The organism is Lentzea terrae (assembly GCF_003265345.1).
Taxonomy (GTDB): Bacteria; Actinomycetota; Actinomycetes; order Mycobacteriales; family Pseudonocardiaceae; genus Lentzea; species Lentzea terrae.
In genome coordinates this window covers 249,566-262,879 of the sequence record NZ_QFWW01000020.1, presented here as the reverse complement: position 1 = coordinate 262,879, position 13,314 = coordinate 249,566, and the positions used below count along the sequence as shown (strand labels likewise).

The following is a 13,314-nucleotide window of genomic DNA, read 5'->3' as shown; positions in this document are numbered from 1 at the left end:
TTATAGTGGGATCGTGACCTCGAACCGGGAACGCGCCCTCGCCGCCGCCGTCGACCTGCTCGGCACCGAGGGACTGCGCGGCCTCACGCACGCGCGGGTGGACGACCGCGCGGACCTGCCGAAGGGGTCGACGTCCAACTACTTCCGCAGCCGTGCCGCACTTCTGGACGGCGTCATGGACTGGATGGTGCGCCAGGAGGCCCCGACGGTCGAGGCCGCGCTCAAGCCCTCGTCGCCGGAGGAGCTCATCAACGAGCTGTGCCGGCTCTACGAGTTCATGACCGGCCCGAACGTCACCACCGTCAAGGCGCGCATGGTGCTGTGGGTGGAGGCCGCGACCAATGTTCAGGTGCGCCAAGCGTTGCTGCGCGGCCGGGCCACCATGGCGTCGATGCTGATCCCGGCGCTCGCGGGGCTCGGGGTGCGCGACCCGCTGGCCGCCTCGGACACGATCGGGATGTGCGTCCAGGGGCTGTTCCTGCAGCAGTTCGCCCGCGACGAGGCGATCGATCCCCGGCCGTTGCTGGAGATCATCGTCAGGGGAGCACTGGCGCAGGGAACCGCTTCCGGAACGTGAACCCGCTCTGTGTGGGGCCTTCCCGCTTGACGAGGTCGAGCTTCGCGAGCCCTTCCTCGGTCGTGGGCTGATGGCCGGCGGGCACCCACCACATCACGTCCAGCGCGGTGGCCGGGTCGAACCACTTGTCGCTGAGCTTGACCGCCTCCAGGTGCAGACCGCCGAAGGTGAACTCCCACAACGCCTCGACCGACTCCCACACGCTGAGGTTGAACGCCTCCAACATCGGGTCGCGCCCCAGTCGCAGCAGGTCGTTCATCATCCGTTCCGACGTCGGCCGCCAGACGAAGCCGGGCGCCCGCTGCGCCAGGTCGTTGATCGGGTCGACCCGGTTCGCGAACCCGCGCATCCGCCAGTGGTCGAACGAGTACCGGCCGATCGTGATGTTGGCCTGGGCCAGGTGGAAGTCCCCCATGCGGCTACTCTGACATGATCAGTCCATGAGGTGCGTGGTGCTGGACGACTACCAGGGCGTGGCGCTGGCCAACGCCAACTGGTCGGGCCTGGACGTGACCGTGATCCGCGAGCACCTGGATGATCCCGCGGACGTCCTGGCCGACGCCGAGTGCGTCGTGATCATGCGCGAACGCACGCCGTTCCCCGCCTCGTTGTTCGCCCGGCTGCCCAAGCTGCGACTGCTGATCACCAGCGGCATGCGCAACGCCTCGATCGATCTGCGGGCTGCTGCCGACCACCGCGTCACGGTCTGCGGCACCGGCAGCGCGAAGACCCCACCGACCGAGCTGACCTGGGCGTTGATCCTGGGTCTGGCGCGACACCTCGCCGTGGAGAACGCCGCCTTCCACAGCGGCGGCCCGTGGCAGAGCACGGTCGGCGTCGACCTCGCCGGCGCCACCCTCGGCCTGATCGGCTTCGGCCACCTCGGCAAGGCGGTCGGGCGCGTCGGCAAGGCGTTCGGCATGGACGTCGTGGCCTGGAGCCAAAACCTGACGTCCTCGGCGGTGGAGGCCGAGGGCGTGCGCCTGGCGTCCTCGTTGCACGACCTGCTGGGCCAGGCCGACTTCGCCTCCATCCACCTGGTGCTGAGCGCGCGCACTCGAGGGTTGGTGGATTCCGCCGCGCTGGCGTGCCTGAAGCCGAGCGCGTTCCTGATCAACACCTCCCGTGCGGCCATCGTCGACTCCACCGCGCTGCTGGACGTGTTGCGGGAGCGGCGAATCGCCGGTGCCGGCCTCGATGTCTTCGAGACCGAACCGCTGCCGCTCGCCGACGAGCTCAGGACGTTGCCGAACGTCCTCGCCACCCCGCACCTCGGCTATGTCACGCAGGCCAACTACCGGACGTACTTCCGCGAGGCCGTCGAGGACATCCACGCCTTCATCCAGGGCAAGCCGGTTCGGCAGCTCTAGCGGTAGTTACCTACTGGTAGTAAGTTCTGCCGCATGACGCCTGACGCCTCCGCGCACATCGACGTCGCCGCCTCGCCGCAGCGCGTGTTCGACCTGGTCAGCGACCTGCGCGGGCTGAGCGGTGTCGCCGAGGAGTACTCGGGAGGTCGGTGGCTCGGTGCCGCCGGCCCTTCCGTTGGAGCCAGGTTCCGGGGCCTGAACCGGCGCGGCTGGCGGGTGTGGCCGACGACCGCCACGGTCACCGACTGCTCGGCTTCGCGGTTCGCGTTCGAGGTTCGCTCGCTGGGCCTGGCGGTGTCGCGCTGGCAGTACGACATCGAGCCCACCGCTTCCGGCTGCCGCGTCACGGAGGCTACTTGGGACCGTCGGCCTGCCTGGTACAAGCCGATCACGGTGCTGGCGACCGGCGTGAAGGACCGTGCCGTGACGAACCAGGCGAACATCGAGGCGACCCTGGCGCGGCTCAAAGAGGTCGCTGAGAAGGCGTGAGCGCGGCTATGCGCTCATTCTGAATCACTTTCTGTCCGCCGATGACAACCGGACAGAAACGCTCACATCTTCACGCACACTCCAACAGGTGCCAACAGCAGCCACCACCGGTCGTGAGCTGCAAACATCGGAGGACCGGAACCAGAACCGGTCGCTCGCACCCGTTGTAAACGCTCTCACCAGCGTGGGAGCGTGGCCAAACGACGGTTGACAGCCTCGTAACGCCCGCGTTCAATGCCCGCAAATATCCTATAGGATCAGAGATCCGAGGAGTTGGCGTGGCTAAGGTCCTGCGTGCCGAGGCGTTCCAGGTCGACGTTCCGGTCGAGACGTTGCGCACCGATGCGGTCCAGCAGTTCGTCAAGCAGGAGACCGTTTTCGTCGAGATCACGACCGACGACGGCAACACGGGACTCGGTTACGCCTACACGATCGGCACGGGTGGCAGCTCCGTCCTCTTGCTGCTGAAGGACCATCTCCTGCCGCGAGTCGAAGGCGTCGACGCGCGCCGGATCGAGCACGTCTGGCAGGACCTGTTCGCGAGTACGCGGAGCACCACGGTCGGCGCGATCACCTCGCTCGCGCTGGCCGCCGTGGACATCGCGTTGTGGGACCTGCGGTGCCTGCGCGCCGGGGAACCGTTGTGGCGCATGGCGGGCGGCCACAAGCAGGAGGTGCCGCTGTACGACACCGAGGGCGGCTGGCTGCACCTGAGCACCGAAGAGCTGGTCAAAGGTGCCAAGGAAACGGCGCAGCAGGGGTGGCAGGGCATCAAGGTGAAGGTCGGCAAGCCCGACCTGGTCGAGGACGTCGAACGGCTTGAGGCGGTGCGGGAGGCCGTCGGGGAGCGGTTCGCGATCATGGTCGACGCCAACCAGTCCATGACGTCCGCTGAGGCGATCAGGCGCGCTCAAGCGTTTCAGAACGTCAACCTCGCCTGGCTCGAGGAACCGCTGCCCGCTGACGACGTGAGCGGGCACGTGCGGTTGGCGCGGCAAACGACCATCCCGATCGCGGTGGGGGAGTCGCTGTATTCGACGGCCCAGTTCCGCGAGTACCTCGAGCGCGGTGCCGCCTCCATCATCCAGGTCGACGCGGCGCGGATCGGCGGCATCACGCCATTCCTCAAGGTCGCGCACACCGCGGAGGCGTTCAACGCGGACGTCTGCCCGCACTTCCTGATGGAGCTGCACGTCAGCCTTGCCGCCGCGGTGCCCAACGGCAAGTACGTGGAGCACATCCCGCAGCTGCGCGCCATCACCAAGGGCGAGCTCACCGTCCACAACGGACATGCGCTCGCTCCGGACACACCAGGTCTCGGCATCGACTGGGACCGCGACGCAATGGACGACCTCCGGGTCGGCTGAAACAGAGGAGTGGTCTTGAGAGCGTTAGGTGTCGTTGCCGGCCTGCTCGCGTCGCTGATCGCGGTCCCAGCAGCAGAAGCCCAAGAAACCAACATCGCCGCGAAGCCCTACATGGGCTGGAGCAGCTGGAGCTTGCAGGCGACCAACTACCCCGGCGTCAACCCGGACGGTCCGGCCAGCTGGCTGAACGAGAAGAACGTGCTGCAGCAGGCGGACGTGCTCGCGGCGCGGTTCAAGAAGCACGGCTACAACCACATCAACGTCGACGCCGGCTGGCTCGGCTCGTTCGACGAGTACGGGCGGCCGGTGGCGGACGCCAAGAAGTTCCCGCGCGGCATGAAGTGGCTTGGCGACTACGTGCACGGCAAGGGGCTCAAGTACGGCTCGTACCTCGCGGTCGGGTTGGACCTCAAGGCGTACAACGACGGCAAGACGCCGATCTACAACGCGCCCGGCTGCACCACCAAGGACATCGTCTACCCGGACCTGCGCAAGACCAACGGGTGGGAGATGGCCTACAAGATGAACTTCGACAACCCCTGCTCGCAGAAGTACATCGACTCGATCGCGCAGGTCATCGCGGGCTACGGGGTCGACTTTCTGAAGCTCGACGGCGTCGGGCCCGGCAGCTTCAAGGGCGGCGAGCGGTTCGACAACACGTCGGACGTCAAGGCGTGGAACATCGCGCTGAAGCGCACCGGCCGGCCGATCGAGTTCCTGATCTCCTGGGCGCTCAGCCACCGCCAGGCCGACGTGTGGAAGGCCAACACCAACGGCTGGCGCGTCGACACCGACGTCGAGTGCTACTGCCCGACGCTCGTCACCTGGAGCAACTCGGTGAAGCAGCGGTGGAACGATGTCGTGCAGTGGATCGACGACGCCGGGCCCGGCCGCTGGAACAACCTCGACAGCCTCAACGTCGGCAACGGCGAGATGGACGGCATCACCGAGGAAGAGCGCCGCAGCTACATGACGCTGTGGGCGATCTCGAACTCCCCGCTGTACCTGGGCGACGACCTCACCAAGATCGACGACTTCGGCTACAAGTTGCTCACCAACGACGAGGTCATCGGCCTCAACCAGGCCGGCATTCCCGCCCGTCCGGTCGACCAGTTCTCCGACCAGCAGGTCTGGTACGCCCGCAACGCCGACGGCAGCTTCACCGTGGCGCTGTTCAACCTCGGCTCCAGGCCCGCCACCGTCACCGCCGACTTCGCGCAGCTCGGCATCAACGGCACCGCCAAGGTCCGGGACGTGTGGGAGCGCAGGGACATCGGCCAGGCCAAGGGCTCGTTCAGCGCCGACCTGCCGGTGCACGGCACGAAGCTGCTGAAGATCACGCCGCGCGCCGCCGTCTCGCCGACGGTGGTCCAGGGCACCGGTGCAACGCCGACCAGCGTTTCGTTGAAGTGGCAGGGCAAGTCCGGCGTGCGCTATGACGTATACGCGGGCAACAAGAAGGTCGCGACGACCACTTCGACCAACGTGACTGTCGCCGGTCTGACCCCGGCGACCTCTTACGAGTTCACCGTGGTGCAGAACGGCAACCGCTCGAAGCCGGTCTCCTTTGTGACGCCGAAGGAATCTGTTGCGTACGAGGCGGAGAAGGGCAGCCTCGGCGGCGGTGCGACTGCATACGGCTGTGAGTGCTCGGCCGGGCAGAAGGTCGGGTTCATCGGCGGTAGCGGCGTGCTCACGATGCCGACGGTGAACGTGCCGCGCGAAGGCACCTACCTGGTCGAGCTGTCCTATGTGGACGCCACTTCTGGTCGGACCGGCATCGTGACGGTGAACGGCACCAGCTTCAAGCTGCCCGTCGCCGGCGCCAACGACGACAACTGGAGCCTGCCGCAGAAGGTCACCGTGCCCATCTACCTGTTGGCAGGCAACAACACCATCAGGTTCGGCAACCCGGACGATTCCGTGTTCGACGTCGACAGCATCCGCATCTAACCCCTGAACAGGAGGCGTCGTGGTGACAACCGTGCAAGACTCCAGCGCCCATGTCGTGCGTGGACCTGCCACCACGGCGCCTCCACCCACAGCTCGCCGCCGCAAAGGACCCGCCTCACGCCGCCACGACACGTGGGTTGCGTGGCTGCTGGTCGCCCCGGCGGTACTCGGGTTCGGCGTGTTCTTCGCCTACCCGATGCTGCGCGGCGTCTACCTCAGCTTCACCGAGTTCCACATCCTCACCCCGCCGGTCTGGACGGGCCTGCAGAACGTCCAGGAACTGATCGACGACGGCCGGTTCTGGCACTCGCTCGGCGTCACCGCGTACTTCGTCGTGCTGTCCGTGGTTCTGGGCGTCGGCGTCTCGCTCGTCACCGCTGTCGTGCTGCACCGGCTGGGGGTCGGCACGACGGTCCGCGGGTTGATGATCCTGCCGTTCCTCATCTCCGGCGTCGTCACGGCGCTGGTGTGGACGTGGATGCTCGACCCGCAGCTCGGCATCGTGAACCAGCTGATCACCTGGATCTTCGGCGAGCCGGTCATGTTCTTCGGTTCCGGCGGCTGGGCGGTGCCGACGCTCGCCGCGCTGAACGTGTGGAAGTCCATGGGCTACAACGCGGTGCTCATCTTCGCGGGCCTGCAGACGATTCCCGCGTCGATCTACGAGGCCGGGCGGATCGACGGCGCGTCGGAGTGGCAGATGTTCCGCTCGCTCACGCTGCCGTTGTTGCGGCCGATCCTGGTGATGGTCGTGATCCTCAACGTGATCAGCGCGACCCAGGTCTTCGACATCGTCCAGGTCTCCACCAAGGGCGGTCCGGCGGACGCGTCGCTGGTGCTGCAGATGTACATCTACGACAAGGCTTTCGGCCAGTTCGACTTCGGTTACGCCGCCACCATGTCGCTCGCCCTGTTCCTGCTGCTCGTCACGGTGACCTTCACGCAGCTGCGGATGGCCCGTGCGGGCGAGTCGGACACGAACTGAGGAGCAGCAGGTGAATCTCTCGATGAAGCTCGGCAGGAGCGTGGCCTGGGGCTACCTGATCGTCGTCCTGCTGATCACGGTCTTCCCGTTCTACTGGATCCTGCGCACGGCGCTGTCCAACAACTTCGCGATGTCGACCGACCCGTCGTCGTTGCTGCCGGTGGACTTCACGTGGGGTCCGTTCAAGCGGGCTCTGGGCCTGGCGACACCCGCCGAGGCGGCGGCTGAGGGCGGTTCGGGCGCCAAGATCGACCTGGCGCTGGCGCTGTGGAACTCCATTGTGTACGCGGGACTTCTGACGCTCTGCACCGTCGGGTTCTCGGCCCTGGCCGCTTATGCGTTCGCGCGGCTGCAGTGGAAGGGCCGGGACGTGGTATTCGGCGTCCTGCTCACCGCGCTGATGGTGCCGTCGGTGTTCACGCTGCTGCCGAACTTCGTGCTGATGAAGGACCTGGGGCTGTTGAACACGTTCGGCGGCATGATCCTGCCCGGCGCGTTCTTCTCCGCGTTCAACATCTTCTTCCTGCGGCAGTTCATGCTCGGGCTCTCGAACGAGGTCGAGGAAGCCGCGATCATCGACGGCGCCGGGCCGTTGCGCGTGTGCTTCCGGATCGTGCTGCCGATGAGCGTGGCGCCGATGGCGACGCTGACGCTGCTGACGTTCATCACCACCTGGAACGACTACTTCTGGCCGTTGCTCGTCACCAACGACGAGTCGGTCCGCCCGCTCACCCTCGCGCTCGCGGTGTTCAAGCAGTCCTCCCCGCAGGCGTCGCTGGACTGGGCAGGGCTGATGGCGGCGACGCTGGTCGCGGCGCTGCCGATGCTGCTGCTGTTCGTGGTCTTCGGGCGGCGGCTGGTCAACTCCATCGGCTTCACGGGGATCAAGTGAAACTGCACTGGCCGTCTCAGGCGGCGGAGTGGACCGAGGCGCTGCCCGTGGGCAACGGACGCCTTGGCGCGATGGTGTTCGGCGGGGCCGGGCGGTCCCGCGTGCAGGTCAACGACGCGACCGTGTGGTCAGGTACCGCGGACGGGCCTTCCCGCGCGCTGGCCGACGTTCTGGCAGCCGGTGCTGGTCCTGAGCGACTGGAAGAGGTGCGCTCGGCGATCTTCTCCGGTGATCTGGAGCGGGCGACTCAGTTGCTGATGTCGTTCGAGGGCCCGTACAGCCAGACGTTCCTGCCGTACGTGGACCTGTGGATCACCTTGCCTGAGGGTGAGTCGCACGGCCGCACGTTGGATCTGAACACGGGTGTGGTCACTGAGCGGCTGACCATCGACGGTGCCAAGGTCGTTCGGCGGGTGTGGGCCTCAGAAACCGCGCTGTGCGTGGAGATCACCGGTGCCGTGCCGCTGGACGTCGAGCTGACGACGCCGCTGCGCGAGGTATCGCGAGACGGGCTCTTCCTGGTGGTCGACATCCCGGTCGACTCGGCGCCCAAGCACGAACCGCAGGTCGACGCGCCGGTCTACGGTTCCGGTGAGCGCGGCACGGTGACCGCCAAGATCTCGCACGACGACCGATGGCTGCTCACGCTCACCAGCACCACCACGACCGAGTCGTTGTGGGCCGGTAAGCGCCACGGCGACCACATGACGCTGATGGACGCGTGCGACGTGCGGTTCGGCGATCTACCGGACGTCGTCGACGTGCCAGAGCTGTTGCAGGGCAAGGACGAGCAGCTCACGGCTTCGGTGCTGTTCGCGTTCGGCCGCTACCTGCTGGTCTCGTCCTCCCGGCCCGGTGCGCCACCCGCGAACCTGCAGGGCATCTGGAACGGCGAGCTGCGGCCGGCCTGGTCGTCCAACTACACGATCAACATCAACACCCAGATGAACTACTGGGCGGCCGAGGTCACCGGGCTCGCCGAGTGCCACGAACCGTTGCTGCAGCTGCTGGAGAAGCTAGCGGTCACCGGCGCGGAGGTGGCCCGCTCGTTGTACGGGGCGCGCGGCTGGGTGGCCCACCACAACACCGACGCGTGGGGCTGGGCGTTGCCCGTCGGCATGGGTCACGGCGCGGTGTCGTGGGCGCTCTGGCAGATGGGCGGAGCGTGGCTGGTCCAGCACGCGTGGGACCAGTTCGACTTCGCCCGCACCTGGTCCACTTTGGAGCGCGCGTGGCCGTTGTTGCGCGGCTGTGCGGAGTTCTGCCTCGACTGGCTGGTCGAAGGCCTGGACGGCTACCTCGACACGTGCCCGTCGACCTCGCCGGAGAACTGGTTTCTCGATTCTGGCGGTGAACCGCAGGCGCTGACCTGGTCCGTGACCATGGACGTGGTGCTGATTCGCGCTGTGTTCGAACGGACTTTGGCGCTGGCACTGGCGTCTGGCCGGGCTGATCCGCTGCTCGCGGAGATCTCGGCCGCGTTGCCACGTCTGCGGCCGATTCCGGTGTTCGACGGCCGGATCGGGGAGTGGGTCGCCGATCTGCCGGAAGAAGACCCTACGCACCGGCACATGTCGCACCTGGTGTCCGTCTACCCGCTCGGCCAGATCGTCGCCGGCACGCCGCTCGGCGACGCGGCCGTTGAGGTGCTGGACCGGCGCGGCAACGGCGCGATGGGCTGGTCGTGGGCCTGGAAGATGGCGCTGCGGGCCCGGTTGAGCGATGGCGAGACCGTGCGCTCGCTGCTTTCCGAGGCCTCGCAGGCGTTCACCGGCGACCGGCACCGCGACGCGCCGTTCGACGGCTCGGAGTGGGGTGGCCTGCTGCCGAACCTGTTCAGCACACACCCGCCGTTCCAGATCGACGGCAACTACGGCTTCACGGCTGCGTTGGCGGAAGTCGTGGTGCAGAGCCACACCGGCGTGATCGACATCCTGCCCGCGTTGCCTTCCGGTTGGTCACACGGCTCGGCGCGCGGTCTGCGGTGCCGTGGCGGGCTCGCGATCGACGTCTCGTGGGAGTCCGGCGAGGTCGTCGTGCGGGTGCGGCGGTTGTCCGGTGACGCCGCGGAGGTCGTGCCGGTGAGCATCGGCGGGGAGATCACCGAGGTCGTGGTTTCCGACGTCGTGGAAGTGCGCGGGAGGGTTTCGTGCTGACCGACCTGGGCTTGGACGCGCTCTGGGAGTACCGCAGTTCTTACGTCCGGCCGGACGACTTCGACGCGTTCTGGGACTCGACGCTGGCCGAGGCTCGTTCGTTCGAACTGAAGGTCGACGCTGTGCCGGTCTCCACTCCGTTGCAGACTCTCGACGTCTACGACGTGACGTTCTCCGGGTTCGGCGGTGACCGGATTCGCGCCTGGCTGCGGACTCCTCGTGGTTCGTCCGGCCTGCCTGCCGTCGTGCAGTACCACGGTTACGGCGGCAACCGGGGGAGTGCGGTAGAGAACCTGACCTGGGCGAGTGCCGGGTTCGCGCACCTGCAGGTGGAGGTGCGCGACCAGCGTGGTGGCGCCGGTTTCCTGACCCGTGGCATCGCCGACCGCTCGACCTATTTCTACCGGCGGGTGTTCACGGACGCCGTTCGTGCGGTGGATGCGGTGCGGGCACTGGGCTCTCCGGACGTGGCGGTGATCGGCAACAGCCAGGGCGGCGGCATCGCGTTGGCAGTGGCCGGACTCGTCCCCGACCTGGCCGCAGTGCACGCGCAGGCGCCGTTCCTGTGCGACTTCCGCCGCGCCCTGAACGTCTGCGGCCGTCCGCCCTACACCGAGCTCAACACGTACATCGCCGAGAACCGCCGTACCGACATCTTCCCGACACTGTCCTATTTCGACGGTGTGGGGTTCGCCGCTCGAGCAGTCGCCCCCGCCTGGTTCTCGATCGGCCTGATGGACGACATCGTGCCGCCCTCGACCGTGTTCGGCGCCTACCACGCCTACGCGGGCCCACGTCAGATCCAGGTCTGGGAGCACAACGCCCACGAGGCGGGCGGCTCCGACGACCTCGACATCGCCCTGGACGCCTTCCGTCTCCTGGAGAAGCCATGAAAATCGCCGCCTTGGCAGCTGTGACAGCGCTCGTGGTCGCGGGCTGCTCGTCGGGTTCCGACTCCGCCTCCGCCAACACCGTGAACTGGTGGACCTGGGACGACAAACAGGCAGTCGCCTACGGCGAGTGCGAGAAGGCGTTCGAGGCCGCCAACACCGGCGTCGACGTGAAGATCACCCGCTACAACGTCGACGACTACTTCACCAAGCTCACCGCCGGTTTCGTGGCGGGCACCGCGCCCGACGCGTTCCAGAACTCCGTGCAGTTCCTGCAGTCCTACGCCTCACAGCACCAGCTGATGCCGCTCGACGACCTCATCGCGAAGTCCTCTTTGGACCTCAAGAAGTACTCCGTCGGCGTCGACACCTGGAAGTTCACCGACGGCAAGCAGTACGCGCTGCCGCTGGACTGGGCCGCCGCCGGCATCTACTACCGCGTCGACGCGCTGACTGCGGCAGGCATCCCCGAGGCGGACGTGGCGCAGATGACCTGGAACCCCGACGACGGCGGCACGTTCGTGAAGATCGTGGCACGGTTGACGATCGACAAGAACGGCAAGCGCGGCGACGACCCCGGCTTCGACAAGAACGCCGTCGCCACCTACGGCGTCGGCGCGATCGCCGGCCGCAGCTTCATCGGCGAAACCACCTGGGCGCCGCTCGTCTCGACCCTGGGCTGGAAGATGGGCGACAAGGACCAGTGGCCCACCAAGTTCAACTTCACCGACCCCCGCTTCGTGCGGACGATGAAGTGGGTGACGTCCCTGACCGACCGCGGCTTCTCGCCGAAGCTCGGCACCTTCACCACCGGCAACCAGTCGACCATCTCCGACATCGACCTGGTCGGCTCCGGCAAGACCGCGATGACGATCGGCGGCTCCTGGTCAGCGCCGTCGTTCGGCAAGATTCCCGGCGTTCCGGTGGGCATCGCGCCGACTCCGATCGGTCCTTCGGGTAAGCGCTCCGTGTTGTCCAACTCGAACGGCAACAACATCTGGGCGGGCACTCGCAATCCTGACCTCACCTGGAAGTGGGTCAGCTACATGGGCAGCGAGGAGTGTCAGACCAAGGCAGGCGCCACCGGCACGTTCTTCCCGTCGATTCCTGCCGCCATGGACAACACCGTGACCTCGATGAAGTCGCAGGGCGTCGACCTGTCCGTGTTCAACCAGTACGTGAAGGACGGTGTGCTCTACCCCTCCACCGCCTACGCCAACGGCTCCGCGGTGCAGTCCGCCGAACAGCCGCTCTTCGAAGCCTACTTCGGCGGCCAGCGACAGGATGACGTGTTCGCCGAGATGGAACGCGTCTCGCAGGAGATACTGGCGAAGAACTGAACAGGAGCCCCAGGAGTGGTGTTGCGGATACCGACGAGGCGCGTGCTCGCGGACGACGTCTACGAGCAGATCCGCGCGCTGATCATGAGCGACGGCATCGCGCCGGCCGCCCGCGTCAACATCGACGAGATCGCGCGCCGGCTCGACGTGTCCCCGACCCCGGTCCGCGAGGCCCTGGCGCGTCTCGAATCCGAAGAGCTGGTCAGCAGGCTCCCGTTGCGCGGCTACCGCGTGACGGACCTGCTGAACCGCAAACAGGTCGACGACCTATACGCCCTGCGCCTGCTGCTGGAGCCGCCGTCCGCGGCACTGGCGGCGGGTCGCATGACGGCCGAGAGCGTCGCGCTGATCGAGTCGGAGCTGGCCACCTGCCCGGCCGCTCCCGCTGACGACGCCTATGACGACTACAAGAACTTGACGGCGCACGATCAGCGGTTGCACGAGCTCATCCTGCGGATTGCGGGCAATGACGCTGTGCTGCAGGCGTTTGCCAAGACTCACTGTCATCTGCACCTGTTCCGACTGAACTTCCAGCAGCCGTTCGGGGTGCAGACCATCACCGAGCACCGGGCGATCGCGGAGGCGCTGGTCGCTGGGGATGAGGTGGGGGCCAGTGCGGCCATGACCGCGCACCTGGAGATCGCGCGGAGCCGGTTGCTGGACCGGATGTAGGGCACGCGGCCTCGCGTGGGCACGTTGGGTTGTTCGTCTTGCGTCATTACCGGTTTCCGCGTTGGGATTGGTGTTCGGCTCGGTTCACTCGATGGTGTTCACCATAGGCCGTTATTGTTTTGTGATCTTGCGGTAGAGTAGAACACGTGATCGAACCCCGACTCCTCCTGACCGACGAGCTGCTGCGCGGCATCGTCTCTGAGGTGATGGAAATCCGGGTTCGTGAATCTGCTGTTATGCAGAAAATTGCCGAGTTGGATCGGCGCGGTGCCGCTTCCGAGCTGGGTTACAAGAATCTGGCTCAGGTGCTGCGGCACGTGGTGCGGTGGGATCTGAAGACCGCTCAGCGGTGGGTGGCGAACGCGGGTTTGCTGGGTCGGGAGATCACGCCGACCGGCAGTGAGCTCGCCCCGGAGCTTCTGGTGACCGCTGAGGCGGTGGCCGAGGGCGTGTTGTCGCTGGAGCATGTCGCGGTGGTCGCCGAGGTCATGCGGGACCTGCCCGCCGAACACGAGGCCACGGTCGTGGGTTACGCACGGGAGTTCGAGCCCGCCGCGGTGCGCAAGCTGGGCCGGGCGCTCGTCTACGGCCTCTACCAGAACGACCCGGAGCCGCGTGACCCG

At 66.9% G+C, this 13,314-nt stretch carries 13 protein-coding genes; 12 read left to right on the top strand and 1 reads right to left on the bottom strand.

Translation table 11 applies throughout. The annotated features are described in order from the left end of the window. The first annotated feature begins 13 nt into the window (after positions 1-13). A complete protein-coding gene (locus tag DI276_RS23140) occupies positions 14-577 on the top strand; it encodes a TetR/AcrR family transcriptional regulator (RefSeq protein ID WP_112266684.1) in 564 nt (187 codons plus the stop codon). On the opposite strand, the gene DI276_RS23135 is transcribed toward DI276_RS23140, so the two are convergent. After that, positions 537-992 carry a DUF3291 domain-containing protein gene (locus tag DI276_RS23135; RefSeq protein ID WP_112266682.1) on the bottom strand — a complete coding sequence of 152 codons (456 nt, stop codon included), beginning with the start codon at positions 990-992 and terminating at the stop codon, positions 537-539. The two genes, DI276_RS23140 and DI276_RS23135, sit on opposite strands and share 41 nt — an antisense overlap. 25 nt (positions 993-1,017) lie before the next feature. On the opposite strand from DI276_RS23135, the gene DI276_RS23130 reads away from it, so the two are divergent. The 11 genes from DI276_RS23130 to DI276_RS51180 form a co-directional block, all read left to right on the top strand. Next, positions 1,018-1,947 (top strand): D-2-hydroxyacid dehydrogenase family protein, encoded by a 930-nt coding sequence (locus DI276_RS23130; protein WP_112266680.1) that lies wholly within the window; start codon positions 1,018-1,020, stop codon positions 1,945-1,947. Between the two features lie 33 nt (positions 1,948-1,980). Then, positions 1,981-2,436 (top strand): SRPBCC family protein, encoded by a 456-nt coding sequence (locus DI276_RS23125; RefSeq protein WP_112266678.1) that lies wholly within the window; start codon positions 1,981-1,983, stop codon positions 2,434-2,436. Between the two features lie 278 nt (positions 2,437-2,714). Next, positions 2,715-3,803, top strand: coding sequence for a mandelate racemase/muconate lactonizing enzyme family protein (locus DI276_RS23120; protein WP_112266676.1), 1,089 nt, complete (start codon positions 2,715-2,717; stop codon positions 3,801-3,803). Positions 3,804-3,818: 15 nt separating this feature from the next. Further along, positions 3,819-5,756 (top strand): fibronectin type III domain-containing protein, encoded by a 1,938-nt coding sequence (locus DI276_RS23115; protein ID WP_198680839.1) that lies wholly within the window; start codon positions 3,819-3,821, stop codon positions 5,754-5,756. Between the two features lie 22 nt (positions 5,757-5,778). After that, positions 5,779-6,741: a carbohydrate ABC transporter permease gene (locus DI276_RS23110; RefSeq protein WP_198680838.1), complete on the top strand. Its 963-nt coding sequence runs from the start codon at positions 5,779-5,781 to the stop codon at positions 6,739-6,741. Between the two features lie 10 nt (positions 6,742-6,751). After that, positions 6,752-7,633, top strand: a complete 882-nt coding sequence (locus DI276_RS23105) for a carbohydrate ABC transporter permease (RefSeq protein WP_198680837.1) — start codon at positions 6,752-6,754, stop codon at positions 7,631-7,633. After that, positions 7,630-9,789, top strand: coding sequence for a glycosyl hydrolase family 95 catalytic domain-containing protein (locus DI276_RS23100; protein ID WP_198680836.1), 2,160 nt, complete (start codon positions 7,630-7,632; stop codon positions 9,787-9,789). Before DI276_RS23105 ends, DI276_RS23100 begins: the two co-directional genes overlap by 4 nt. Beyond that, complete coding sequence (locus DI276_RS23095) at positions 9,783-10,682, top strand: acetylxylan esterase (RefSeq protein ID WP_112266672.1); 900 nt, start codon at positions 9,783-9,785, stop codon at positions 10,680-10,682. The genes DI276_RS23100 and DI276_RS23095 overlap by 7 nt, the downstream gene beginning before the upstream one ends. 20 nt (positions 10,683-10,702) lie before the next feature. Beyond that, positions 10,703-12,019, top strand: coding sequence for an ABC transporter substrate-binding protein (locus tag DI276_RS23090; protein ID WP_232836899.1), 1,317 nt, complete (start codon positions 10,703-10,705; stop codon positions 12,017-12,019). A gap of 21 nt (positions 12,020-12,040) precedes the next feature. Beyond that, positions 12,041-12,691, top strand: a complete 651-nt coding sequence (locus tag DI276_RS23085) for a GntR family transcriptional regulator (RefSeq protein WP_157984886.1) — start codon at positions 12,041-12,043, stop codon at positions 12,689-12,691. 146 nt (positions 12,692-12,837) lie between these two features. After that, a partial coding sequence (locus DI276_RS51180) for a DUF222 domain-containing protein (RefSeq protein WP_119724484.1) occupies positions 12,838-13,314 on the top strand: 477 nt, incomplete at its 3' end.

Excerpts from the sequence above, each read along its gene's own strand:
- DI276_RS23135 (WP_112266682.1), bottom strand. The coding sequence starts at position 992 with ATGGGGGACTTCCACCTGGCCCAGGCCAACATCACGATCGGCCGGTAC.
- DI276_RS23130 (WP_112266680.1), top strand. The coding sequence starts at position 1,018 with ATGAGGTGCGTGGTGCTGGACGACTACCAGGGCGTGGCGCTGGCCAAC.
- DI276_RS23125 (WP_112266678.1), top strand. The coding sequence starts at position 1,981 with ATGACGCCTGACGCCTCCGCGCACATCGACGTCGCCGCCTCGCCGCAG.